Origin of the sequence: Burkholderia sp. BCC1996 (assembly GCF_905339955.1) — a bacterium.
Lineage (GTDB): Bacteria > Pseudomonadota > Gammaproteobacteria > Burkholderiales > Burkholderiaceae > Burkholderia.
This window is the reverse complement of sequence record NZ_CAJPHM010000022.1, coordinates 62,127-86,113: the sequence shown is the minus strand read 5'-3', so window position 1 is coordinate 86,113 and position 23,987 is coordinate 62,127. Positions and strand designations below refer to the sequence as shown.

The 23,987-nt window shown below is 68.6% G+C and carries 22 protein-coding genes; 21 read left to right on the top strand and 1 reads right to left on the bottom strand.

From position 1 onward, the window contains the following. Positions 1 to 47: 47 nt before the first annotated feature. Complete coding sequence (locus U4Z64_RS28020) at positions 48 to 1,112, bottom strand: glycosyltransferase family 4 protein (protein WP_044849179.1); 1,065 nt, start codon at positions 1,110 to 1,112, stop codon at positions 48 to 50. A 665-nt stretch (positions 1,113 to 1,777) separates the two neighbouring features. On the opposite strand from U4Z64_RS28020, the gene flhD reads away from it, so the two are divergent. The 21 genes from flhD to U4Z64_RS27915 all read left to right on the top strand — a co-directional run bounded on the left by flhD (position 1,778) and on the right by U4Z64_RS27915 (position 23,972). Then, positions 1,778 to 2,098, top strand: a complete 321-nt coding sequence (flhD, locus tag U4Z64_RS28015) for a flagellar transcriptional regulator FlhD (protein ID WP_014895554.1) — start codon at positions 1,778 to 1,780, stop codon at positions 2,096 to 2,098. A 94-nt stretch (positions 2,099 to 2,192) separates the two neighbouring features. Beyond that, positions 2,193 to 2,747: a flagellar transcriptional regulator FlhC gene (gene flhC / locus U4Z64_RS28010; RefSeq protein ID WP_124520474.1), complete on the top strand. Its 555-nt coding sequence runs from the start codon at positions 2,193 to 2,195 to the stop codon at positions 2,745 to 2,747. A gap of 167 nt (positions 2,748 to 2,914) precedes the next feature. Continuing rightward, a complete protein-coding gene (gene motA, locus U4Z64_RS28005) occupies positions 2,915 to 3,775 on the top strand; it encodes a flagellar motor stator protein MotA (protein WP_044849177.1) in 861 nt (286 codons plus the stop codon). A 13-nt stretch (positions 3,776 to 3,788) separates the two neighbouring features. Next, positions 3,789 to 4,808 carry a flagellar motor protein MotB gene (motB, locus tag U4Z64_RS28000; RefSeq protein ID WP_321821674.1) on the top strand — a complete coding sequence of 340 codons (1,020 nt, stop codon included), beginning with the start codon at positions 3,789 to 3,791 and terminating at the stop codon, positions 4,806 to 4,808. A 108-nt stretch (positions 4,809 to 4,916) separates the two neighbouring features. After that, positions 4,917 to 5,294 (top strand): response regulator, encoded by a 378-nt coding sequence (locus tag U4Z64_RS27995; protein WP_044849175.1) that lies wholly within the window; start codon positions 4,917 to 4,919, stop codon positions 5,292 to 5,294. A 33-nt stretch (positions 5,295 to 5,327) separates the two neighbouring features. After that, positions 5,328 to 7,580, top strand: coding sequence for a chemotaxis protein CheA (gene cheA / locus U4Z64_RS27990; RefSeq protein WP_321821673.1), 2,253 nt, complete (start codon positions 5,328 to 5,330; stop codon positions 7,578 to 7,580). A 48-nt stretch (positions 7,581 to 7,628) separates the two neighbouring features. Next, a complete protein-coding gene (gene cheW / locus U4Z64_RS27985) occupies positions 7,629 to 8,144 on the top strand; it encodes a chemotaxis protein CheW (protein ID WP_039320139.1) in 516 nt (171 codons plus the stop codon). Positions 8,145 to 8,181: 37 nt separating this feature from the next. Then, positions 8,182 to 10,146: a methyl-accepting chemotaxis protein gene (locus U4Z64_RS27980; RefSeq protein ID WP_321821672.1), complete on the top strand. Its 1,965-nt coding sequence runs from the start codon at positions 8,182 to 8,184 to the stop codon at positions 10,144 to 10,146. A gap of 3 nt (positions 10,147 to 10,149) precedes the next feature. Next, a complete protein-coding gene (locus tag U4Z64_RS27975; protein WP_321821671.1) occupies positions 10,150 to 11,163 on the top strand; it encodes a CheR family methyltransferase in 1,014 nt (337 codons plus the stop codon). Continuing rightward, entirely contained in the window at positions 11,160 to 11,921 is a 762-nt protein-coding gene (gene cheD / locus U4Z64_RS27970) for a chemoreceptor glutamine deamidase CheD (protein ID WP_124520477.1), read from the top strand. The genes U4Z64_RS27975 and cheD overlap by 4 nt, the downstream gene beginning before the upstream one ends. Continuing rightward, positions 11,918 to 13,012, top strand: coding sequence for a protein-glutamate methylesterase/protein-glutamine glutaminase (locus U4Z64_RS27965; protein WP_044846376.1), 1,095 nt, complete (start codon positions 11,918 to 11,920; stop codon positions 13,010 to 13,012). The genes cheD and U4Z64_RS27965 overlap by 4 nt, the downstream gene beginning before the upstream one ends. A gap of 67 nt (positions 13,013 to 13,079) precedes the next feature. Then, positions 13,080 to 13,475, top strand: a complete 396-nt coding sequence (gene cheY / locus U4Z64_RS27960; protein ID WP_006754880.1) for a chemotaxis response regulator CheY — start codon at positions 13,080 to 13,082, stop codon at positions 13,473 to 13,475. Between the two features lies 1 nt (position 13,476). Further along, positions 13,477 to 14,208, top strand: a complete 732-nt coding sequence (gene cheZ, locus U4Z64_RS27955; protein ID WP_044846375.1) for a protein phosphatase CheZ — start codon at positions 13,477 to 13,479, stop codon at positions 14,206 to 14,208. Between the two features lie 283 nt (positions 14,209 to 14,491). Beyond that, on the top strand, positions 14,492 to 14,995 hold the full coding sequence (locus U4Z64_RS27950) for a DUF2844 domain-containing protein (RefSeq protein WP_124486866.1): 504 nt from the start codon (positions 14,492 to 14,494) through the stop codon (positions 14,993 to 14,995). Positions 14,996 to 15,011: 16 nt separating this feature from the next. Beyond that, positions 15,012 to 16,271: a DUF3443 domain-containing protein gene (locus tag U4Z64_RS27945; protein WP_321821670.1), complete on the top strand. Its 1,260-nt coding sequence runs from the start codon at positions 15,012 to 15,014 to the stop codon at positions 16,269 to 16,271. A 145-nt stretch (positions 16,272 to 16,416) separates the two neighbouring features. Beyond that, positions 16,417 to 16,914 (top strand): VOC family protein, encoded by a 498-nt coding sequence (locus tag U4Z64_RS27940; protein ID WP_044846372.1) that lies wholly within the window; start codon positions 16,417 to 16,419, stop codon positions 16,912 to 16,914. A 360-nt stretch (positions 16,915 to 17,274) separates the two neighbouring features. After that, complete coding sequence (locus U4Z64_RS27935) at positions 17,275 to 17,655, top strand: DUF805 domain-containing protein (RefSeq protein ID WP_321821669.1); 381 nt, start codon at positions 17,275 to 17,277, stop codon at positions 17,653 to 17,655. A 438-nt stretch (positions 17,656 to 18,093) separates the two neighbouring features. Continuing rightward, positions 18,094 to 19,293, top strand: a complete 1,200-nt coding sequence (gene flhB / locus U4Z64_RS27930) for a flagellar biosynthesis protein FlhB (RefSeq protein WP_321821668.1) — start codon at positions 18,094 to 18,096, stop codon at positions 19,291 to 19,293. Further along, positions 19,290 to 21,392 (top strand): flagellar biosynthesis protein FlhA, encoded by a 2,103-nt coding sequence (gene flhA, locus U4Z64_RS27925; RefSeq protein WP_044846369.1) that lies wholly within the window; start codon positions 19,290 to 19,292, stop codon positions 21,390 to 21,392. The genes flhB and flhA overlap by 4 nt, the downstream gene beginning before the upstream one ends. Beyond that, positions 21,389 to 23,161 (top strand): flagellar biosynthesis protein FlhF, encoded by a 1,773-nt coding sequence (gene flhF / locus U4Z64_RS27920; protein ID WP_321821667.1) that lies wholly within the window; start codon positions 21,389 to 21,391, stop codon positions 23,159 to 23,161. Before flhA ends, flhF begins: the two co-directional genes overlap by 4 nt. Further along, on the top strand, positions 23,154 to 23,972 hold the full coding sequence (locus U4Z64_RS27915; protein ID WP_044846367.1) for a MinD/ParA family protein: 819 nt from the start codon (positions 23,154 to 23,156) through the stop codon (positions 23,970 to 23,972). Before flhF ends, U4Z64_RS27915 begins: the two co-directional genes overlap by 8 nt. Positions 23,973 to 23,987 lie beyond the last annotated feature (15 nt).

The following is a 23,987-nucleotide window of genomic DNA, read 5'->3' as shown; positions in this document are numbered from 1 at the left end:
CCGATTTCGGCGCGAATTTCACCGAATATTTCTGACGAATTTCGCCGTCACGCGCTCGCGACGCGACGCAAGGTCGGCCGCTTTGCCGTCGCGCAAAGCGATTCGTAAGTTTCGACATAGCGCCGTGCCATCGCTTTCGAGCTGAAGCGCGTATCGAAGCGCGCGCGGATCGCGTCGCGCGACAGGCTGTCGATCCGGTGCAGCGCACCGACCGCGCCCTGCACGTCCTCGACGATGAAGCCGGTCACGCCGTCCTCGATCACCTCCGGCACCGAGCCGCGGTTGAACGCGACGACCGGCGTGCCGCAGGCCATCGCCTCGATCATCACCAGGCCGAACGGTTCCGGCCAGTCGATCGGGAACAGCAGCGCCTTGGCGCCGGACAGGAACGCCGGCTTCTGCGCCTCGTTGATCTCGCCGATGAATTCGACATGCGCCTCGCCGAGCAGCGGCTCGATCACTTCCTTGAAGTAGTCGGCGTCGGCCTTGTCGACCTTCGCGGCGATCTTCAGCGGCAGGCCGCTTTGCGCGGCGATCCGGATCGCGGTGTCGACCCGCTTTTCGGGGCAGATCCGGCCGAGGAACGCGAGATATTCGGGCTTCACGTCCGGTTGCGGCGTGAGCAGCGTGTCGGGCAGCCCGTGATACACGGTGCCGGCCCACGCGGCTTGCGGCAGCGGCTTGCGCTGGTTGTTCGAGATCGATACGACCGGCGCGTCCGGGAACGCGTCGAACACCGGTTGCAGCTCCGGCAGGTCGAGGCGGCCGTGCAGCGTCGTCACGTACGGCGTGTCGAGGCGCGACATCAGCGGGAACGGCAGGTAGTCGAGGTGGAAGTGCAGCACGTCGAATTCGTGCGCGACACGGGCGACCTGCTCGATCAGGCGCATATGGGGCGCCATCGAGTCGCGGATCGACGGGTCGAGCCGCAGTGCGCGCGGCCATGCCGCCTCGAGACGGGCGGACGTGACGGAGTCGCCGCTCGCGAACAGTGTCACGTCGTGCCCCAGCTCGACGAGCGCCTCGGTGAGGTAGGACACGACACGCTCGGTGCCGCCATAGAGTTTCGGCGGGACAGCTTCGTAAAGCGGCGCGATCTGGGCAATACGCATGGACGTTCTCCGGTGTCGACCAGCGCAAAGCGCTCGAGCGCGCATGCTGGTCCGCTGCAGGGTTGCGGAACTCGCCGACGCACGCTGTCTGCGGTGCGTGGCCGGGTCCGTGGCGGGGTGCGCGGGACGCCGGGCGGCAAGCTGCGGGGCGGGCCGGCGCGGCTCCCGCCGCCGCCCATTTAAGTCCATTATCGATATCGCCTTCAGGGGTTCGAGTGTTTTTTCAAACACTTAAGGCTTGTTACACCATGAAATACGAGAAAACCCCGATAAAAAGGGTGCGAAAACATAAAACGAGATAGCCACCACAATTGTTGCGCTATCATGAAAAACCACTATAATTTTTACCGATTCAACTTCCGGCAGCCTTGCCGGATGGCCTTCAGCCGGATTCGTCCCATGCGGACCGCATCGCCGACGCATTCGCGCCCCATTCGCCCCCGCCGTTCGTTCCCTTTCAATTCGCCTTGTCGGAAAAATTCCTACACGGTTTACAGACAATTCCTGCGTGGCGTGCGCCACTTCGCTGATACCGGCATAAATGCCGTTTGGCCAGAATTCGCCCTGTAAGACTATAAACGTGCCGGCAGCGCGTCAGCAGGCGCCCGATCGAGCAAACGTTTTCACAATGAAAGGCCAAAGCAAAAGCTCTTAACGGGGGAATCATGAGCGCCACCAGCGAAATGCTCAGTGAGATCAAAGAGGTCAACCTGTCGTACCTCCTCCTCGCGCAGCGCCTGCTGCGGGAAGACAAGGCGATGGGCATGTTCCGCATGGGAGTTTCCCAGGAACTGGCCGACGTGCTCGCGAACCTCACGCTCGCCCAGACCGTGAAGCTCGCGGCATCGAACCAGATGTTGTGCCGTTTCCGCTTCGACGATCACGCGCTGCTGTCGTCGCTCGCCGACAAAGGCCGCAGTGACGTCGTCACGCATGCGCATTCCGCGATCCTGATGGCCGGCCAGCCGGTCGAAAGCGTCCGCTGATCCCTCCCCGCCTTGCGTTCGTGCCGGCGCGCCGCGTCGGCGGGCGGCGTATTGGCGATTCATCCGAACAACGTCAAGCGGACGGTTATTCACCATGGCAAGCAAAAGCGTCGTGATCGAGGTGAAGGAAATCACCCTCGCCATAGAACTGATCGAACTGGGCGCCAGGCTGCAGCTGCTGGAGGCGGAGACGAGCCTGTCGCGCGACCGCCTGATCAAGCTGTACAAGGAACTGAAGGGCGCGTCGCCGCCGAAGGGGATGCTGCCGTTCTCGACCGACTGGTTCATGACGTGGCAGCCGAACATCCACTCGTCGCTGTTCTACAACATCTACCGGTTCATGCAGGACCACGGCCGCTGCGAGCCGATCCAGTCGATCGTGAAGGCGTACCGGCTCTATCTGGAGCACGTGAACCTGTCCGGCGACGAGGCCGCGCTGAGCCTCACGCGCGCGTGGACGCTGGTGCGCTTCTTCGACTCGGGGATGCTGCAGATGACGCCGTGCACGCGTTGCGGCGGCCATTTCGTCGCGCATGCGCATGATCCGCATCAAGGTTTCGTGTGCGGCCTGTGCCAGCCGCCGTCGCGCGCGGGCAAGACCCGCAAGGCGGCCGCCGCACGCGCCGGGCTGGCCACCGCCGCGGCCTGAACGCCGCCGGGCGGGGCCGGGCGGGAGCCGCGCGCCGCGCGAACCGGCCGGGGCCTGCTGGTAAACACCGCCGCGCGGTCGCGGCGCGACCGCCAAAGTTTTCCTGCCGACTGCCGTAAACCTGATTAACGGCGGTCTCCCCGCCGGTCTTTCGTGAGGGACAGGCAGTGCTGATTATCGTGGGAACACTCGTGACGCTGTTGTCCGTCTTCGGCGGTTACGCGCTGGCAGGCGGGCATCTGGGCGCATTGGTCCAGCCGCTCGAGATCCTGATGATCACCGGCGCGGGCGTCGGCGCGTTCATCCTCGGCAACGGCATGAAGACCATCAAGGCGACGCTGCGCGTGCTGCCGACGCTCTTCAAGGGCTCGAAGTACACCAAGGACGTCTACATGGAACTGATGGCGCTCCTGTACGTGCTGCTCGCGAAGGCCCGCAAGGAAGGCACGCTGACGCTCGAGGCCGACATCGACGATCCGGACAAGAGCCCGATCTTCACGCAATACCCGAAGATCCTCGCGGATCGCCACATCGTCGAATTCCTGACGGACTACCTGCGCCTGATGGTGGGCGGCAACATGAACGCGTTCGAGATCGAGAGCCTGATGGACGAGGAAATCGAGACGCACCACGCGGAAGGCGAAGGCCCCGCGCACGCGCTGATGCGCGTCGGCGACGCGATGCCGGCGTTCGGGATCGTCGCGGCGGTGATGGGCGTCGTGCACACGATGGCGTCGGCCGACAAGCCGCCCGCGGTGCTCGGCGCGATGATCGCGCAGGCGCTGGTCGGCACGTTCCTCGGGATCCTGCTGTCGTACGGGCTGATCGGGCCGCTCGCGAGCCTCGCGGAGCAGCGCGTCGCCGAGTCGACCAAGATGTTCCAGTGCATCAAGGTGACGATCCTCGCGAGCCTGAACGGCTATGCGCCGGCGATCGCGGTCGAGTTCGGCCGCAAGGTGCTGTTCTCGACCGAGCGGCCGTCGTTTACCGAGCTCGAAGAGCATGTGCGCCGCGTGAAGGCGAAGTGACGCGGAGCATTCGATGAGCAAGAGCAAGGATCGCGCGATCGTCGTCAAACGGGTGGCCCCGCAGAAGAAGGGCCACCACGGCGGCGCCTGGAAGCTCGCGTATGCGGACTTCATGACCGCGATGATGGCGTTCTTCCTGCTGATGTGGCTGCTGAGCTCGGTCACGCCGGTGCAGCTGAAGGGGATCGCCGAGTACTTCAACACGCCGCTGAAGGCCGCGCTGTTCGGCAGCGGCGATCGCAGCTCGCAGGACTCGAGCATCATCAACGGTGGCGGCCGCGACCTGTCGAGCCTCGATGCCGGCACGCTGCGCCGTACCGACGGCACGACGTCGCTCGCCGATCGCGTCGCGAAGGCCGGCGACGACAGGACGCGCTCGCAGGCGCAGGGCGCACAGGACCGGCTCGAGCAGGCGCGCCTGCACGACCTGCAGATCAAGCTGATGGCGGCGATCGAGGCGAATCCGACGCTGCGCCAGTTCAAGCAGCAGATCCGCATCGATTCGACGCTGATGGGGCTGCGCATCGAGATCGTCGATTCGCAGAAGCGGCCGATGTTCGCGATGTCGAGCGACCACGTCGAGCCGTACATGCGCGACATCCTGCGCGAGATCGGCAAGACGCTGAACGACGTGCCGAACCGGATCATCGTCCAGGGCCACACCGACGCGGTGCCGTACGCGGGCGGCGAGGGCGGCTACAGCAACTGGGAACTGTCGGCCGATCGCGCGAACGCGTCGCGCCGCGAGCTGATCGCGGGCGGCATGGACGAGTCGAAGGTGCTGCGCGTGCTCGGCCTCGCGTCGACGCAGAACCTGAACAAGGCCGATCCGCTCGATCCGGAAAACCGCCGGATCAGCGTGATCGTGCTGAACCGCAAATCCGAAGACGCGCTGATGCGCGACGACACGACGACCACGACGCTGTCGGCCGACGCCGCGGGCTCGAAGCAACTGGCCCAGCAGCTCGACGGCGCGGCGCCGGCCGCGCGACCGGTGCTCGCGAGCGCCGTCGCCGTGGTGCCGAAACCCTGACGTTTTCCAAGATTTCGAGACGCGTATGAAACAACCTTCACGCTCACTTCGTTCGCTGCCCCCCGAGGGGGCGGTCAGCCACCCTGGAGCGGTCCTGCGGAGCCCGACATGATCCGAACCATTCTCGCCATCGACGACTCCGCGACCATGCGTGCGCTGCTGCAGGCGACGCTTGCGCAGGCCGGCTACGACGTGACGGTGGCGCCGGACGGCGAAGCCGGCTTCGACATGGCGGCCACCGTGCCGTACGACCTGGTGCTGACCGACCAGAACATGCCGCGCAGGAACGGCCTCGAGGTGATCGCCGCGCTGCGCAAGCTGACGGCGTATGCGGACACGCCGATTCTCGTACTGACGACCGAAGGCAGCGATGCGTTCAAGGACGCCGCGCGCGACGCAGGCGCGACCGGCTGGATCGAAAAACCGATCGACCCGGCCGTGCTGATCGACCTGGTCGCGACGCTGTCCGAGCAGACCGCCTCCTGACATGAACGCGACGAATCCAACCGGTGACCGGGCATGACTCTCGACATCACGCAGTTCTACCAGACCTTTTTCGACGAAGCGGACGAGTTGCTCGCGCAGATGGAGCAACTGCTGTTGAACCTCGACGTCGGCTCGCCGGACCCCGAGGACCTGGCCGCGATCTTCCGCGCCGCGCATTCGATCAAGGGCGGCGCGGCGACGTTCGGCTTTTCCGCGCTGACCGAGACGACCCACATCCTCGAGTCGCTGCTCGACCGCGCGCGCAACCATGAGCTGACGCTGACCAAGGAAATGGTCGACGCGTTCCTCGAGACCAAGGACGTGCTGTCCGACCAGCTGGTCGACTATCGCGCGAGCGCGGAACCGGACGCGGCGGCTGCCGCGACGATCTGCGCGAAGCTCGAACGCCTGAAGGCCGAGAGCGGCGCGGGCGCGCCCGCGGACGTCGCACCTGCCGCGCCTGCCGTGGAGACTGCACCGGCACCGGCGCCGGCCGCCGCTACCTCCGCCAGCGACCGCGCGCCCGATCACGTGGTCGAACAGGCGGTCGCGGCCGCGCATCCGGCGGCGGCTGCCGGCACGGACGGCCCGCACCTGAAGATCACGCTCGTCGGCGTCGACGCGAAGGACCAGGCGCTGCTCACCGAGGAGCTCGGCAATCTCGGCCGGATCGTCGGCCGCGAGGAAGCGGGCGCCGACCTGACGCTGTGGCTCGAATCGGACGTGCCGTCCGACGACATCGTCGCCGTGTGCTGCTTCGTGATCGACGACAGCCAGATCCGCATCGCGCGCGGCACCGCGCCGGCCGCACCGGCGGCGCCTGCCGCCACGCCGGCCGCCGTCGAACCGGCCGCCGTCGAACCGGTCGCCGCGCCGGAGCCGGCCGCGCGGGTCGAGGTCTTCGCGCAAGCCCCCGGTGCCGCCCCGGCCGCCGCCGCACCGCAGGCGCAGCCGAGCGCCGCCGCGCAACCGGCGCCGCAACCGGCATCGCAACCGCACGCAGAACCCGCCGCGCAGGCTGCCCAGGCTGCCGCGCACCACGACGACAAGCGTCCGCGCCCGGCCGCCGCCGCATCGGGCGCCGAAGGCAGCTCGATCCGCGTCGGCGTCGAGAAGGTCGACCAGCTGATCAACCTGGTCGGCGAGCTCGTGATCACGCAGGCGATGCTCGCGGAAACCGCGAGCGCGTTCGATCCGGCGCTGCACGACCGCCTGTTCAACGGGATGGCGCAGCTCGAGCGCAATGCGCGCGACCTGCAGGAAGCGGTGATGTCGATCCGCATGATGCCGATGGACTACGTGTTCAGCCGCTTCCCGCGGCTCGTGCGCGACCTCGCCGGCAAGCTCGGCAAGCAGGTCGAGCTGGTCACGTTCGGCCAGGCGACCGAGCTGGACAAGAGCCTGATCGAGCGGATCATCGACCCGCTCACGCACCTCGTGCGCAACAGCCTCGACCACGGGATCGAGACGGTCGACAAGCGCGTCGCCGCCGGCAAGGACGGCGTCGGCCAGCTGGTGCTGTCGGCCGCGCATCACGGCGGCAACATCGTGATCGAGGTCAGCGACGACGGCGCGGGCCTGAACCGCGAGCGGATCCTCGCGAAGGCCGCGAAGCAGGGCATGCAGATTTCCGAAAACATCAGCGACGACGAAGTCTGGCAGCTGATCTTCGCGCCGGGCTTCTCGACCGCCGAGACCGTGACCGACGTGTCGGGCCGCGGCGTCGGGATGGACGTCGTGAAGCGCAACATCCAGTCGATGGGCGGCCATGTCGAGATCACGTCGCAGGCCGGTCGCGGCACGACCACGCGGATCGTGCTGCCGCTCACGCTGGCGATCCTCGACGGGATGTCGGTGAAGGTCGGCAGCGAGATCTTCATCCTGCCGCTGAACTTCGTGATGGAGTCGCTGCAGCCGTCGAACGACGACATCTACACGGTCGGCAACGGCGAGCGCGTGGTGCGCGTGCGCGGCGAATACCTGCCGCTCGTCGCGCTGCACGAGGTGTTCTCGGTCGAGGACGCGCGCACCGATCCGACCCAGGGCATCGTCACGATCATGGAAACCGAGGGGCGCCGCTTCGCGATGCTGATCGACGAACTGGTCGGCCAGCAGCAGGTGGTCGTGAAGAACCTCGAAACCAATTACCGCAAGGTGCACGGCATCTCTGCGGCGACCATTCTCGGCGACGGCAGTGTCGCGCTGATCGTCGACGTCGCGGCGCTGAACCGCGAAACCCGTGCGACGCACGGCGCCCGAGCCGGCGCCGAGCTCGCCATTTTCTGACTCTCGCCATTCAACCGATTGGGGGCAAACGTGTCCGCTGAAGTCCAAATGATCAATCCGGCCGCGGCGAACGCGGCAACCAGCCGCCGCGATGCGGAGCAGGGCGATGCGACGGGCCAGGAATTCCTCGTCTTCACGCTCGGCGACGAGGAGTACGGGATCGACATCCTGAAGGTGCAGGAAATCCGCGGCTACGACAGCGTCACGCGCATCGCGAACGCGCCGGACTTCATCAAGGGCGTGATCAACCTGCGCGGGATCATCGTGCCGATCGTCGACATGCGGATCAAGTTCCATCTCGGCCGCGTCGAGTACGACCACCAGACGGTGGTGATCATCCTGAACGTGTCGAACCGCGTGGTCGGGATGGTGGTCGACGGCGTGTCGGACGTGTTGACGCTGCAGACCGACCAGATCATGCCGGCGCCGGAATTCGGCGCGACGCTGACGACCGAGTACCTCACGGGCCTCGGCACGGTCGACGGCCGGATGCTGATCCTGATGGACATCGAGAAGCTGATGTCGAGCCGGGAAATGGCGCTGATCGAGACGCTCGGCGCGTAAGCGCGCCGCGCGCGCAGGAACTTCGGGAGAATCTGCAATGTTGCACAACTGGTCGATCCGCACGACGCTCACGGCGGTCGGACTCATCCTCGTGGCGCTGGCCGCAGCCGTCGGCGGGCTCGGCCTGTACGCGCTGAATCACGCGAGCCGCTCGCTCGACGAGATTGCGCACGTCGACCTGCCGGCGATCCACACGCTCGACGACACGTCGTCGTACCTGCTGCGCGCGCGCGTGTCGCTCGACCGCTTCCGCTCGCTGACCGAAGCCGGCAACACGGCCGACGCGGGCAAGGTGCTCGACCGCGCGCAGGAGCTGTACGCGAAGTCGAACCAGAACTGGCAGGCGTTCCAGGCCACGTCGAAGCTCGGCATCGAGCAGGCGCTCGTCGACGAGCTCTCCGCACGCTACGCGACGATCGTGAAGGAAGGCGTCGAGCCGGAATTCGCGGCGGCGCGCGCGGGCGACATGGCCGCGTATCACGCGGTCGCCGACACGAAGATCAGCCCGATGTTCGTCGCGTACGACCAGGCGGCATCGGCCGTGGTCGCGTCGCTGCAGAAGCGCGCGGAGGAACGCCAGACCACGACGCAGTCGCAGATCTCGCTGATGATCGGCCTGATCGCGGCCGGCATCGCGATCGCGTTCGTCGTCGTGATCGCGATCCGCTTCGTGCTGCGCGGGCTGATCGTGAAGCCGCTCGAGGACGCGATCGCGCACTTCGAGCGGATCGCCGGCGGCGACCTCACGCAGCCGGTGAACGTCTTCAGCAACAATGAGATCGGCCGCCTGTTCGGCGGCATCAAGCGGATGCAGGACGCCGTGACGGCGATGGTGCAGGCCGTGCATCGCGGTACCGAATCGATCGACGTCGGCGCGCGCGAGATCTCGACCGGCAACACCGACCTGTCGCAGCGCACCGAGGAGCAGGCCGCGTCGCTGCAGGAAACCGCATCGAGCATGGAGCAGCTCACCGGCACCGTGCGGCAGAACGCGGAGAACGCGCGGCAGGCGAGCCAGCTCGCGGTGAACGCGTCCGACATCGCGACGCAGGGCGGCGAGGTGGTCGGCCAGGTCGTATCGACGATGCAGGACATCGCGGCCAGCTCGGGCAAGGTCGTCGACATCATCGGCACGATCGAAGGCATCGCCTTCCAGACCAACATCCTCGCGCTGAACGCGGCGGTCGAAGCCGCGCGCGCGGGCGAGCAGGGCCGCGGCTTCGCGGTGGTCGCGGGCGAAGTGCGCTCGCTCGCGCAGCGCAGCGCGAGCGCCGCGAAGGAAATCAAGCAGCTGATCGGCGATTCGGCCGAGAAGGTCGACAGCGGGTCGGCGCTCGTCGCGCGGGCCGGCTCGACGATGGACGAGATCGTGCAGGCCGTGCGCCGCGTGACCGACATCATGGGCGAGATCAGCGCCGCGTCGGACGAGCAGTCGACCGGCATCGAGCAGGTCAATCGCGCGGTCGGCCAGATGGATTCCGTCACGCAGCAGAACGCGGCGCTCGTCGAGCAGGCCGCGGCCGCCGCCGCGTCGCTCGAGGAGCAGACGCGCCAGATGAAGGCGGTCGTGTCGGCGTGGCGCGTCGCGGGCGGCATCGCGCTCGCGCCGGCGCGCGGCGCCGCACGCCCGGCCGCGCACGCAGCGGCGCCGGCGCTGGCGTCGCCGTCGGAACGCCGCCATGAAACCGCGCCGGCCGCATTGCCGGCACCGCAGACGGCCGCTCAGCCGGCGCGCCGCGCGTCGCCTGCGCCCGCGTCGCATACGTCACATGCATCGGCACCGGCCGCGAGCCACGAAACGAAGCGTGCGCCGGACGCCGCCGCACGCGCGGCGAAGGAAGCGCCGGCCGCGGGCGGCTACGGCCCGCGTCTCGCGAAGGCGGCCGCCGCACCGGCGCACAAGCCGGCCGACAAGCCCGCGCTGGTGCGTCCGGCGCTGAGCAGCGAGAAGCCGGCGCTGGCCGCGGCCGGCACGTCCGATGACGACTGGGAGACCTTCTAAGCCATGCCGTCCGCGCGCGCACCGTTTCGACCCGATGCACCGGATGCCTCGCCCCGCGCGGGCGAGCCGGGGCGCGACTTCGCGTTCACCGGCGCGGATTTCGCACGCATCCGCGCGCTGATTCATCAACGCGCGGGCATCTCGCTGTCCGAGCACAAGCGCGACATGGCGTACAGCCGGCTCGCGCGCCGGCTGCGCGCCCGCGGCCTCGACACGTTCCGCGACTACCTCGACCTGCTCGAGCAGGAGGACGATCCGCTCGAGTGGGAGGCGTTCACCAACGCGCTGACGACGAACCTGACCGCGTTCTTCCGCGAGTCGCACCATTTCCCGATCCTGGCCGACTTCGTGAAGGGGCGCGCGGCGCCCGTGTCGGTGTGGTGCTCGGCGGCGTCGACCGGCGAGGAGCCCTATTCGATCGCGATCACGCTGATCGAGGCGCTCGGCGAATCGGCCGCGCGCGGCGCATCGATCCTCGCGACCGACCTCGACACGCAGGTGCTCGCGAAGGCCGAGGCCGGCATCTATACGTACGACCAGGTCAAGCACCTGAGCCCGGAGCGGCTCAAGCGCTTCTTCCTGAAGGGCACCGGCGCGCAGGCCGGCCGCGTGAAGGTGCGCCCGGAGCTGCGCGCGATGATCCGCTTCGAGCAGCTGAACCTGACCGATGCCGACTACGGGATCGCGAAGCCGTTCGACGCGATCTTCTGCCGCAACGTGATGATCTATTTCGACAAGCCGACGCAGGGGCAGGTGCTGTCGCGCTTCGAGCCGCTCGTGAAACCGGGCGGGCTGCTGTTCGCCGGGCATTCGGAGAATTTCACCTACGTCTCGCAGGCGTTCCGGCTGCGCGGGCAGACGGTGTACGAGCTGACGCGCGCCCCGAAGGAAGTGCCCTTGGGGCACGATGCCGCGCCGGGCCTGCGCCCGCGCGGCGCGGCGCCGGCCGCGGCGGTGCCGACGCGCGCCCATGCGCGTGCCGCGGGCGTCGCGCCCGCTTACGGAGAACGCGGATGAGCGCGCTGCCGATCGCCACCAATCGTTACTTCGACAACCACTTCGAGCGCCCCGGCGTGAAGCTGCTGCCGAACGAGTTCTACACGACGTCCGAGGACATGGTGCTGATGACCGTGCTCGGCTCGTGCGTCGCCGCGTGCCTGCACGACCCGATCGCGGGCATCGGCGGAATGAATCACTTCATGCTGCCCGACGACGGCGCCGACGCCGGCGCGGCCGCATCGGAGTCGATGCGCTACGGCGCGTATGCGATGGAAGTGCTGATGAACGAACTGATCAAGGCCGGCGGGCGCCGCGAGCGCCTCGAGGCGAAGGTGTTCGGCGGCGCGGCCGTGCTGGCAGGGATGACGACCATCAACATAGGCGACCGCAACGCGGATTTCGTGCGCCGCTATCTCGCGCTCGAGCGCATCCGCATCACCGCGGAGGACCTGCAGGGCGTGCACCCGCGCAAGGTCGCGTTCATGCCGCGCAGCGGGCGCGCGATGGTGAAGAAGCTGCGGCTGCAGGTGCCGGGCGTGACCGAGCGCGAAGCCGCGCTGGCGCGCGAGGCCGACCGCGTGCACGCCGCCCGGACGCGCGCGCACGTCGAGCTGTTCGCGGCGAAGCGCCCGGCCGCGCCGCCGCCGGCGCGCCCGCGCATCGAGCTGTTCGGCGCACGCGGCGGCGCGGGCGCGCAGCCGGCGAACGCGAAGGCCACCAGCCCGAACGCCGGCAGCCCGTACGCGGCCAACCATTCGAGAAAGCAGGAGGCATGACCGCAGTGCAGAAGATCAAAGTGTTGTGCGTCGACGATTCGGCGCTGATCCGCAGCCTGATGACGGAGATCATCAACAGCCAGCCCGACATGACGGTATGCGCGACCGCGCCCGATCCGCTCGTCGCGCGCGAACTCATCAAGCAGCACAACCCGGACGTCCTGACGCTGGACGTCGAAATGCCGCGCATGGACGGCCTCGACTTCCTCGAGAAGCTGATGCGCCTGCGGCCGATGCCGGTCGTGATGGTGTCGTCGCTGACCGAGCGCGGCTCCGAGATCACGCTGCGCGCGCTCGAACTCGGCGCGGTGGATTTCGTCACGAAGCCGCGCGTCGGGATCCGCGACGGCATGCTCGACTACGCGGAAAAGCTCGCGGACAAGATCCGCGCGGCGTCGCGCGCCCGCGTGCGCCAGGCACCGCAGCCGCAGGCGGCCGCCGCGCGCACCGCGAGCGGCCAGCCGGCCGCGCCGATGATCAACAACCCGCTCGTCAGTACCGAGAAGCTGATCATCATCGGCGCGTCGACGGGCGGCACCGAGGCGATCCGCGAGGTGCTGACGCCGCTGCCGCCGGATGCGCCGGCGGTGCTGATCGCGCAGCACATGCCGCCCGGCTTCACGAAGTCGTTCGCGCAGCGGCTGAACGGGCTGTGCCGGATCGCGGTGAAGGAAGCCGAGCACGGCGAGCGCGTGCTGCCGGGCCATGCGTACATCGCACCGGGCCATGCGCACCTGCTGCTCGCGCGCAGCGGCGCGAACTACATCGCGCAGCTGTCCGACGAGCCGCCGGTGAACCGCCACCGGCCGTCGGTCGACGTGCTGTTCCGCTCGGCGGCGCAGCACGCGGGCAAGAACGCGATCGGCGTGATCCTCACGGGGATGGGCCGCGACGGCGCGGCCGGCCTGCTGGACATGAAGCGCGCGGGCGCCCACACGTTCGCGCAGGACGAGGCGAGCTGCATCGTGTTCGGGATGCCGCGCGAGGCGATCGCGCTCGGCGGCGCGGACGAGGTCGCGCCGCTTGCCGAGATGAGCCGGCGCGTGATGGCGCGGCTGGCGACGATGGGTGACCGCGTGCAACGCGTCTGAATGAAATGTCACGGGGCGCGTGCGAAGCCGCGGGCCCCGACGGTAACGAATCTGCAAAGGAACGACGATGGACAAGAGCATGAAAATCCTGGTGGTGGACGATTTCCCGACGATGCGCAGGATCGTCCGCAACCTGCTCAAGGAACTGGGCTACACGAACGTCGACGAAGCCGAGGACGGCGCGGCCGGCCTCGCGCGCTTGCGCGGCGGCGGCTTCGACTTCGTGATCTCGGACTGGAACATGCCGAACCTCGACGGCCTCGCGATGCTGAAGGAAATCCGCGCGGACGCGACGCTCACGCATCTGCCGGTGCTGATGGTCACGGCCGAGTCGAAGAAGGAGAACATCATCGCGGCCGCGCAGGCCGGCGCGAGCGGCTACGTCGTGAAACCGTTCACGGCCGCGACGCTCGACGAGAAGCTGAACAAGATCATCGACAAGATGGCCAAGGCCGGGAGCTGACGTGAACGAGCCGATCCATGCGGCGCTCGCCGGCGCTGCGTTCAGCGCCGACGGCCACGCCGAAGGCGCCGATTACGCGAGCGACCGGATCCTCGCGCGCATCGGCCACGTCACGCGCACGCTGCGCGATTCGATGCGCGAGCTCGGGCTCGATAAGCATGTCGAGCGCGCGGCGGAAGCCGTGCCCGATGCACGCGACCGGCTGCGCTACGTCGCGACGATGACCGAGCAGGCGGCCGAGCGCGTGCTGAACGCGATCGAGGTCGCGAAGCCGGTGCAGGCGCGCATCCAGAACGAGGCCGAGGCGCTCGACGCGCGCTGGGCGCAGTGGTACGCGGCGCCGATCGAGCATACGGAAGTGCGCGCGCTGATGGACGACACGCGCACGTTCCTGCGCGCGCTGCCCGAAGCGACGTCCGCGACCAGCGCGCAGCTGCTCGAGATCATGCTTGCGCAGGATTTCCAGGACCTGACCGGGCAGGTGATCAAGAAGATCATGGACATGGTCTATCTGATCGAGCAGCAGCTGCTCACCGTGCTCGTCGAGAACATCGCGCCCGAGCGGCGCGAGCAGTTCGCGGCGACCGCGGCCGCGCTCGCGGCCGAGCAGATCAGCGCGACCGGCAGCCCCGAGTCGCTGCTGAACGGGCCGCAGATCGCACCGGAAGGCAAGTCCGACGTCGTGCAGGACCAGGCGCAGGTCGACGACCTGCTCGCGAGTCTCGGCTTCTGACCGTGCCGCACCGCACGCCACCGGGCCGCTTCCGTTCGCGGAGCGCCCGGTGTGCGGGGCTTTCACCCTGCCTCTCCCGCCGAGCCCCCCGCGCGCGGGTCGTGCCGCTCGTCATGCTGCGCCGCGTCATGCATCGTTGATTTGACACTCCGACACACTCCGCAGGCATACTACGCATCAGCAGCAACGAAGCGTCATTCTTAAGACTTTGATTTGTTGGCCCGCGGCGCCGTGCCTGATGGCGGCACCGCCGGCAACGAAGCCAGTCCCTTTGGGGGGGAACGTGAAGCTGAAACGCTTGGGCTGGGCCGCCGCGCACGCGACGGCTGCAATGGGTGTGCTGTGGGCCGTCCACGCACAGGCCGAACTGGGCGGCGCACCGATGTCGCCGCCGGCGGACGATCACGCCGCCACGGTGCGCGCGCTGCAGCGCGCGATGCGCTCCGCCGACGGCGCGCAGGCGAGCGCGGCCGCCTACACCGTCCGCGAGATCACGCTCGGATCGGGCACCGTCATCCACGAATACGCGAGCGCGGCCGGCACCGTGTTCGGCCTCGCCTGGCGCGGGCCGAGCATGCCGGATCTCGAGTCGCTGCTCGGCAGCTATTTCCCGCAGTACACCGCCGGCGTCCAGGCCGCGCATGCGGCGCGCGGCTGGCGCGCGCCCGTGTCCGTCGACACGAGCGGCCTCGTGATCCGCACGGGCGGCCACATGGGCGCCTTCGCGGGCCAGGCATGGCTGCCGGCGGCGCTGCCTGCCGGGCTGACCGGCAACGACATCCAGTGACAGCGGGAGAGCGATCTTGAGAATTCCTCGTACCTTCAGGCGCTGGCTCGGGCTGCTGAGCGTCGCGGCCGTGACGGCCATGCTCGTGACCGCCTGCGGCGGCGGCGATGACAACGGCGGCAGCGGCGGCGGCGGCGGCGGCGGCAATGGCTCCAACGTATCGGACGGCAATACCGCGAACACGGCCGTGATCACGGTCGGCACCGGCGTCGCCCACGTGATCAACATCCCGACCGTCAACGTGAAGATCTGCGTGCCGGGCACGACGAACTGCCAGGTGGTCAACAACGTGCTCGTCGACACCGCGTCGTACGGGCTGCGGCTCGTCAGCAGCGCGCTGTCGTCGGGCGTGTTGAACAACCTGCCGCAGACGACGAGCGGCGGCGCGCCGGTCGCCGAGTGCGGCAAGTTCGTGTCGAGCTTCACGTGGGGTTCGGTGCGTACCGTCGACCTGTCGATCGGTACCGAGCAGGCGGGTTCGCTGCCGGTGCAGATCATCGGCGATCTCGGCACGACCAACGTGCCGAGCTCGTGCTCGAACAACGGCGCCAGGACGTCGGCCAACACGGCGAGCGACCTCGGCGCGAACGGCATCCTCGGCATCGGGCCGGCGCCGGTCGATTGCGGCACGAGCTGCGCGACGTCGACGTCGGCGACGTCCAACAACTACTACGCGTGCCCGAACGGCAATGCGAGCTGCGCCGTGGCGCTGGTGCCGGTCGCGCAGCAGGTGGCCAACCCGGTCCATCGCTTCGCGACCGACAACAACGGCGTGATCGTGCAGATGCCGAACATCTCGAGCAGCGGGCAGGGCAGCGCGACTGGCCTGCTGACGTTCGGGATCGGCACGCAGGGCAACAATGCGCTGGGGGCGTCGACGGTGCTGACGTCGACGACGACGGGCGACGTGAGTGCGACGTTCCTCGGCGGCAACGTGACCGCGTTCTTCGATACGGGCTCGAACGCGTACTTCTTCAACGATTCGGCGCAGAAGGCCTGTACGACCAACACGCAGTTCTACTGCCCGTCGTCGACGACCACCTATACGGCGACGCTGACCGGCCAGAACGGGAAGTCGGGCGGCGTGTCGATGCCCGTCGCGAACGCCGATTTGCTGTTCGCGAATGCGTCGACGTTCGCGTTCAACGACATCGCCGGCCCGTTCGGCGCGGCCGGCTGGCTCGATCTCGGCATGCCGCACTTCTACGGCAAGACGATCTACTTCGGGATGGACCGGACTGCGACCGGCGGCGCGCAGCCTTACGTCGCGTTCTGATCGCGCACGGACGGCAGCAGCAGGAAGGGGGCGAGCGATCGCCCCCTTTTTTTTAGGTTCGTCGCGGATTCCCGGGGAACGCCGCGCCAGCGCCTACGATATAAGACCGGCACCGGTGCCGGCACGACATCGAGGAGACAGCGCCATGAGCCAGCGTATCCAACGCATCACGCCGTTTCTGTGGTTCGACCACGACGCCGAGGCGGCCGCCCGCTTCTACGTGTCGGTGTTCGACGACGCGCGCATCCTGCACGTCGCCCGTTACGGCAAGTCCGGCGCGCAGGCGTCGGGGCAGGCGGAGGGCGCGGTGATGACGGTGTCGTTCGAACTGGACGGGCAGGCGTTTCTTGCGCTGAACGGCGGCCCGGCGTTCCCGCTCACACCGGCCGTGTCGTTCGTCGTCAACTGCCGCGACCAGCAGGAGATCGACCGCTACTGGGCGGCCCTGGCCGAAGGCGGCGACGAGCGCGCGCAGCAGTGCGGCTGGCTGCGCGACCGCTTCGGCGTGTCGTGGCAGGTGGTGCCGGTGCAGATGCCCGAACTGATGGCGGGCGACCCGGCACGCGCCGAACGCGTGATGGCGCAGGTGATGAAGATGAAGAAGCTCGATCTCGGCGCGTTGCAGCAGGCGGCGGCCGGTTAGCGAACGCCGGCCGGGACGTGCCGTTTTCGACGTGCGCGCGCGACGTCCGGCGATATTCCCGGCCGGTCGGTCAATCAGCGCAGAACGATCGTTTCGATTATCGAGCGAGATGCGTTTCACGCTGGTGTAATCAAGTCGTGGATTATCTTGCCGCTATTTATGTCAGGTCGCCGCGATTATAAAAATGACGTGACATGCGCGTTGGCGCTACGGCACGCCGCCGCTGCGGCCGCTCCAGTAATGCGAAAGACGGCGTGAGAGACGGTCAACATGCGAAAGGAGATGCGATGCGAAGAAATTCAAACTTATAATGCCCGCGTTGTTTCCGAGGTCGCCGATATAAAACATGAGGGCAATAAGATGAGTTTCAGTGAAGCCGTTCGTGCCGCACTCAATCAATACGCGAAATTCGAGGGCCGCGCGCGCCGCGCGGAATACTGGTATTTCGCGTTGCTCACGAGCGTCGTGTCGATCATCTGCCAGGCGATCACCATGGTGGGGCGCGACACGAGCGCGATCTCGCTGCTGCTGATGATCGTCGCGGCCGTCGTGTCGCTCGCGCTGGTGCTGCCGAGCCTCGCGGTCACCGTCCGCCGCCTGCACGATACGGGCCGCTCGGGCTGGTTCCTGCTGATCGCGCTCATTCCGCTCGTCGGCGGGATTCTGCTGCTCGTATGGATGTGCTCGCGCGGCACCAACGGCCCGAATCGTTTCGGCTCGGATCCGATTCCGGTGATCTGAGCGCCGCCCGCCCCGACGCGCGACGCCGTCGTGTCGGGGCGGGCCGACGATCGCTTCACGGCTGCCTTGCTTCGCTGCTTGGCAGATCCCACGCTTCCCCGTTTCCCCGTTTCCCCGTTTCCCCGTTTCGCCGTTTCGCCGCTTCGCCGCTTCGCCGCTTCGCCGCGTCACACCTTCATCCACATCACCACATCGCCACGTCACCACGTCACCACGTCACCACGTCACCACGCCACCGCGCCACCGCGCCACCGCGTCACCGCGCCGCCGCGCCCGCGAACGCGTTTTCCATCGTCTCCCCGCGCGCCGCCCCCGCTCGCCCGATTCCTCGAAATACCCCCCTTTCCCGGCTTTGCTCGACCGATCGGCGTTTGACGGGCGCATGAATAATCGGTGTCACTGGAGAACGGCATTTCGCCGTACCCGACTGGAGGCCCCGTGGCAGACGAGAGCGATCTCGACAGAACCGAAGCCGCCACTCCGAGGCGCCGCGAGAAGGCGCGCGAGGAGGGGCAGGTCGCGCGTTCGCGCGAGCTGGCTTCGTTCGCGCTGCTCGCGGCCGGGTTCTACGGCGCGTGGCTGCTCGCGGGTCCGTCGGGCGCCCACCTCCAGGCGATGCTGCGCGGTGCGTTCGCGTTCGACCGCGCCACCGCGTTCGACACCCACCGGATGCTGTCGGCGGCCGGCAGCGCGAGCCTCGAGGGTCTCGCCGCGCTGCTGCCGATCCTCGCGCTCACCGGCCTCGCCGCGCTGCTCGCGCCGATGGCGCTCGGCGGCTGGCTGATCTCGCAGAAGACCTTCGAGCTGAAGTTCGACCGCCTGAACCCGATCTCGGGCCTGGGCCGGATGTTCTCGATCCAGGGGCCGATCCAGCTCGGGATGTCGCTCGCGAAGACGCTCGTCGTCGGCGGGATCGGCGGGATCGCGATCTGGCGCAGCAAGGACGAGCTGCTCGGTCTCGCGACCCAGCCGCTCGGCTCGGCGCTCGCCGATGCGCTGCATCTGGTCGCCGTGTGCTGCGGCACGACGGTCGCCGGGATGCTGGTGGTCGCCGCGCTCGATGTGCCTTACCAACTCTGGCAGTACAACAAGAAGTTGCGCATGACGAAGGAAGAAGTGAAGCGCGAGCATCGCGAGAACGAAGGCGATCCGCACGTGAAGGGCCGCATCCGCCAGCAGCAGCGCGCGATCGCGCGGCGCCGGATGATGGCCGCCGTGCCGAAGGCCGACGTGGTCGTCACGAACCCGACGCACTTCGCCGTCGCGCTGCAGTACACGGACGGCGAGATGCGTGCGCCGAAGGTCGTCGCGAAGGGCGTGAACCTCGTCGCCGCGCGCATCCGCGAACTCGCGGCCGAGCACAACGTGCCGCTGCTCGAGGCGCCGCCGCTCGCGCGTGCGCTGTATCACAACGTCGAACTCGAACGCGAGATTCCCGGCTCGCTGTACTCGGCTGTCGCCGAAGTGCTCGCGTGGGTCTACCAGCTCAAGCGTTTCCGCTCGGAAGGCGGCGCCTTCCCGGCCGCGCCGGTCGATCTCGACGTGCCGGCCGACCTCGACAAGGGGTCGTCGGTCGCCGCCGACGACGAGCGTGAAGAAGCCGAAGACACGCTCGGCAAGCAAGGGAACGCAGCATGAGCACCCCGACCACCGGCCTGTTCGCCAAACGCCCGAACCCGTTCGCGGGCACCAACCTGCGCGCGCTCGCGGGCCCGATCCTCATCTGCATGATCCTGGGGATGATGATCCTGCCGCTGCCGCCGCTGCTGCTGGATCTGCTGTTCACGTTCAACATCGCGCTGTCGGTGATGGTGCTGCTCGTCAGCATGTACACGATGAAGCCGCTCGACTTCGCGGCGTTCCCGAGCGTGCTGCTCTTCTCGACGCTGTTGCGGCTGTCGCTGAACGTCGCGTCGACGCGCGTCGTGCTGCTCGAAGGCCACACCGGCCCGGACGCGGCCGGCCAGGTGATCGAGGCGTTCGGCCACTTCCTCGTCGGCGGCAACTTCGCGGTCGGCATCGTCGTGTTCGTGATCCTGATGATCATCAACTTCATGGTGATCACGAAGGGCGCGGGGCGGATCGCCGAAGTGTCCGCGCGCTTCACGCTCGACGCGATGCCCGGCAAGCAGATGGCGATCGACGCCGACCTGAACGCCGGCCTCATCAACGAGGAGCAGGCCCGCAAGCGCCGCCTCGCCGTGTCGCAGGAAGCCGAGTTCTACGGGTCGATGGACGGCGCGTCGAAGTTCGTGCGCGGCGACGCGATCGCGGGCCTGATCATCATGGCGATCAACGTGATCGGCGGGCTGATCGTCGGGATGGTGCAGCACGACATGAGCTTCGCAGCGGCCGGCACCAACTACACGCTGCTGACGATCGGCGACGGCCTCGTCGCGCAGATCCCGTCGCTCGTGATCTCGACCGCGGCCGGCGTGATCGTGTCGCGCGTCGCGACCGACGAGGACATCGGCACGCAGATCACCGGCCAGCTGTTCACCAACCCGCGCGTGCTCAACATCACTGGCGCGATCATCGTGCTGATGGGGCTGATCCCGGGCATGCCGCACGTCGCGTTCCTCGCGCTCGGCGGCGGCGCGATCTGGCTGGCCCGCACGCAGACGCGTCGCGCGGCGGCCCGCGTGGCGGCCGGCGACGTGACCGAGATCGCACCGCCCGCCGCGCTGCCGGGCGACAGCCACGAGGCGACGTGGGACGACGTGCAGCTGATCGATCCGCTCGGCCTCGAAGTCGGCTACCGGCTGATCCCGCTCGTCGACAAGAACAGCGACGGCGAGCTGCTCAAGCGCATCAAGAGCATCCGCAAGAAATTCGCGCAGGAAATCGGCTTCCTGCCGCCGGTGATCCACATCCGCGACAACCTCGAGCTGCGGCCGAACGCATACCGGATCGCGCTGAAGGGCGTCGAGATCGGCACGGGCGAAGTGTTCCCGGGCCAGTGGCTCGCGATCAACCCGGGCCAGGTGACGGCCGCGCTGCCGGGCGCCACGACGCAGGACCCGGCGTTCGGGTTGCCGGCCGTGTGGATCGACGTCGCGATGCGCGAGCAGGCGCAGGTGTACGGCTACACGGTCGTCGATGCGAGCACGGTCGTCGCGACCCACCTGAACCATCTGGTCGTGCAGCACGCGGCCGAGCTGCTCGGCCGCCAGGAAGTGCAGTCGCTCGTCGAGCGCACCGGCAAGGATGCGCCGTCGCTCGTCGAGGACCTCGTGCCGAAGACGATCTCGCTGACGACGCTGCAGAAAGTGCTGCAGAACCTGCTCGAGGAAGGCGTGCCGATCCGCGACATGCGCACGATCCTCGAGGCCGTGTCCGAACACGCGGGCCGCGGCGACGCGTACGAGATCACCGCCGCGGTGCGGCTGTCGCTCGGCCGGGCGATCACGCAGCAGTGGTATCCGGGCGCGGGCGAGATGCAGGTGATGGGCCTCGATTCGAATCTCGAGCGCGTGCTGTCGCAGGCGCTCGCCACCGGCGCGAACCCGGGCCTCGAACCCGGCCTCGCGCACAACCTTCTGACCGGCACGCAGCAAGCGATGCTGCGTCAACAGAATCTCGGGCTGCCGCCCGTGCTGCTGGTGCAGCACGCGCTGCGCGCGATGCTCGCGCGTTTCCTGCGCCGCAGCCTGCCGCAACTGAAAGTGCTGTCGTATGCCGAAGTGCCGGACACGCGCACGATCAAAGTCGTTAACGTCATCGGGGGTTCCGCTTGAACATTCGCAAATTCACCGGCGCGACCAGCCGCGACGCGCTCCGCCTCGTGCGCGAGGCACTGGGTGCCGACGCCGTCGTGCTGTCGAACCGCACGCTCGATGACGGCAGTGTCGAAATCGTCGCGCTCGCCGATTCGGATCTCGCCGCGGTCGCGCCGCCGGCCGCGGCCCGGGCGCGCAGCCTTCCGCCGCGCACGCCGGAATCCGTGCCGGCCGCAGCCGTGCCGGGCATCGTGTCGCGCCCGGGTGCCGGGCTCGCGCGCCCGGCCGTCAATCCGTATGCGGCAGGCGAGGGCGGGCTCCCGGACGTGTTTTCCTCGGTGTTCGGCGCGCGCGCCGAAGCGACGGAGCCGGCCGCGGAATCGACCGCCTTCGACGCGGATGCCGACGCGCACGCAACGGCCGCGGCATCGGCTGCGCCCGTTGCGCCGGTCACCGCTGCCGGCACGCCGTCGGCAGCGTCCGAACCCGCGCCGTGGCTCGTCGAGCACGCGAAACGCCTGACCCAGCAGCGCGAAGCGCTGATCGCCCGCGCGCAGGCCGCCCCGCAAGCGCCGGCCCGCACGCAGCACGACGCCGCACCCGCGACGCCGGCCGCCTGGGCGCGCGACATCGTGCGCGACGCCGAGCGCCGGATGCCGTCCGCCGCTGCTGCGACGGCCCGCCAGGGCGAAACGAGCGCCGCGAAGCCGGCCGAACGCACGCGCCTGTCCGCCGAGGCTGCCGCCGCGGTGGCCGACGCGGTGAAGGCGCGCGTCGAGAGCATCGTCAACGACACGGTGATGCACGAGCTCGGCGCGATGCGCGGGATGATGGAAGCGCAGTTCGACAGCCTGATGTGGCATGACCGCCAGCGCCGCAGCCCGGTGCACGGCGCGCTGACCCGGCACCTGTTCTCGGCCGGCTTCTCCGCGCAGCTGGTGCGCATGCTGGTCGACAACCTGCCGTCCGGCGACGGCGCGCAGACCTTCGAGCAGGCCGCCGACTGGGCGCAGTCGGTGCTCGCGGCGAACCTGCCGGTGCTCGGCAGCGAAGACGCGCTGATGGAGCGCGGCGGCGTGTTCGCGCTGATGGGGCCGACCGGCGTCGGCAAGACGACGACCACCGCGAAGCTCGCCGCGCGCTGCGTGATGCGCTTCGGCGCGAGCAAGGTCGCGCTGCTGACCACCGACAGCTACCGGATCGGCGGCCACGAGCAGCTGCGCATCTTCGGCAAGATCCTCGGCGTCCCCGTGCATGCGGTGAAGGATGCGGGCGATCTCGAGCTCGCGCTGTCCGAGCTGCGCAACAAGCACATCGTGCTGATCGACACGATCGGCATGAGCCAGCGCGACCGCGCGCTGTCCGACCAGATCGCGATGCTGCACGGTGCGAACGCGCCGGTGCAGCGCCTGCTGCTGCTCAACGCGACGAGCCACGGCGACACGCTCAACGAGGTCGTCCAGGCCTACCGCAGCGCGGCCGACCATCCGCACGCGGCACATCCCGATCTCGCCGGCTGCATCCTGACCAAGCTCGACGAGGCGACCCACCTCGGCGGCGTGCTCGACACGGTGATCCGCTACAAGCTGCCGGTCCACTACGTGTCGACCGGCCAGAAGGTGCCGGAGAACCTGTACGTCGCGTCGACCAAATTCCTGCTGAAGAGCGCGTTCTGTGTGCCGCGCGACGGCTCGCCCTTCGTGCCGCAAGACGAAGACATGCCGACGCTGCTGTCCGCACTGACCGCACGTTCCACCGCCGAGCTGCACGAGGTGCGATTTGGATAAACGGATCATCGATCAGGCCGAAGGGCTGCGGCGCCTGCTGGCCGGGCGCGCGTCGCGCATCGTCGCGGTGACGGGCGGGCCGGCGGGCGTCGGCTGCACGTCCACCGTCGTGAACCTCGCGGCGGCGCTGACCGCGCTCGGCAAGGACGTGCTCGTCGTCGACGAGCGCGCCGACGTGCAGTCGGCCACGGCGACGCTCGCGGGCGCGTGGCTGCGCGACGGCGAACGCACGCGCGTCGCCGCCGGCTTCGGCCTGTGCGCGGCCGCGCGGCTCGCACGCGACGGCTACGACGATACGGAACTGAGCGACTTCGTCGACGGCCAGGCCGACATCGTGCTGGTCGACGCGCAGCTCGGCGCCGACGGCGGGTTCTCCGCGCTCGCGCGCGAAGCGCACGACGTGCTGATCGTCACGCGGGTCGCCGCGCAGGCGATCACCGAGGCGTACGCGTGCATGAAGCGGCTGCATTTCGCGCACGCGGTCGCGCAGTTCCGCGTGCTGACCAATCACGTCGGCAGCCACGCCGACGCGAGGACCGCATTCGACAACCTCGCGGGCGTCGCGAGCCGCTACCTGACGGTGTCGATCGCCGACGCCGGCTGCGTGAACGCCGATCCGCTCGTCGAGCATGCGCGCGACCTGATGCATACCGCGGTCGACGCGTTTCCGTCGTCGGCCGCCGCGCGCGATTACCGGCAGATTGCCGCCGACCTGCTGTACTGGCCGATGCGCCCGGGCACGGGCGCGGGGCGCGCCGTGCATGCGGGCGGCAAGCCGTCTTACGAGGCGGGTGCGGCGCACGCCGCGTGAGCGCCACCGCAAGGA

Bases quoted from the DNA above. Each gene is read 5' to 3' on its own strand.
- U4Z64_RS27935 (WP_321821669.1), top strand. From the start codon at position 17,275: ATGAGTTTCAGTGAAGCCGTTCGTGCCGCACTCAATCAATACGCGAAA.
- flhD (WP_014895554.1), top strand. From the start codon at position 1,778: ATGAGCGCCACCAGCGAAATGCTCAGTGAGATCAAAGAGGTCAACCTG.
- flhC (WP_124520474.1), top strand. From the start codon at position 2,193: ATGGCAAGCAAAAGCGTCGTGATCGAGGTGAAGGAAATCACCCTCGCC.
- U4Z64_RS27940 (WP_044846372.1), top strand. From the start codon at position 16,417: ATGAGCCAGCGTATCCAACGCATCACGCCGTTTCTGTGGTTCGACCAC.
- cheW (WP_039320139.1), top strand. From the start codon at position 7,629: ATGATCAATCCGGCCGCGGCGAACGCGGCAACCAGCCGCCGCGATGCG.
- cheD (WP_124520477.1), top strand. From the start codon at position 11,160: ATGAGCGCGCTGCCGATCGCCACCAATCGTTACTTCGACAACCACTTC.
- U4Z64_RS27995 (WP_044849175.1), top strand. From the start codon at position 4,917: ATGATCCGAACCATTCTCGCCATCGACGACTCCGCGACCATGCGTGCG.
- U4Z64_RS27975 (WP_321821671.1), top strand. From the start codon at position 10,150: ATGCCGTCCGCGCGCGCACCGTTTCGACCCGATGCACCGGATGCCTCG.
- motB (WP_321821674.1), top strand. From the start codon at position 3,789: ATGAGCAAGAGCAAGGATCGCGCGATCGTCGTCAAACGGGTGGCCCCG.
- cheA (WP_321821673.1), top strand. From the start codon at position 5,328: ATGACTCTCGACATCACGCAGTTCTACCAGACCTTTTTCGACGAAGCG.
- cheY (WP_006754880.1), top strand. From the start codon at position 13,080: ATGGACAAGAGCATGAAAATCCTGGTGGTGGACGATTTCCCGACGATG.
- flhA (WP_044846369.1), top strand. From the start codon at position 19,290: ATGAGCACCCCGACCACCGGCCTGTTCGCCAAACGCCCGAACCCGTTC.
- U4Z64_RS28020 (WP_044849179.1), bottom strand. From the start codon at position 1,112: ATGCGTATTGCCCAGATCGCGCCGCTTTACGAAGCTGTCCCGCCGAAA.
- U4Z64_RS27980 (WP_321821672.1), top strand. From the start codon at position 8,182: ATGTTGCACAACTGGTCGATCCGCACGACGCTCACGGCGGTCGGACTC.
- U4Z64_RS27965 (WP_044846376.1), top strand. From the start codon at position 11,918: ATGACCGCAGTGCAGAAGATCAAAGTGTTGTGCGTCGACGATTCGGCG.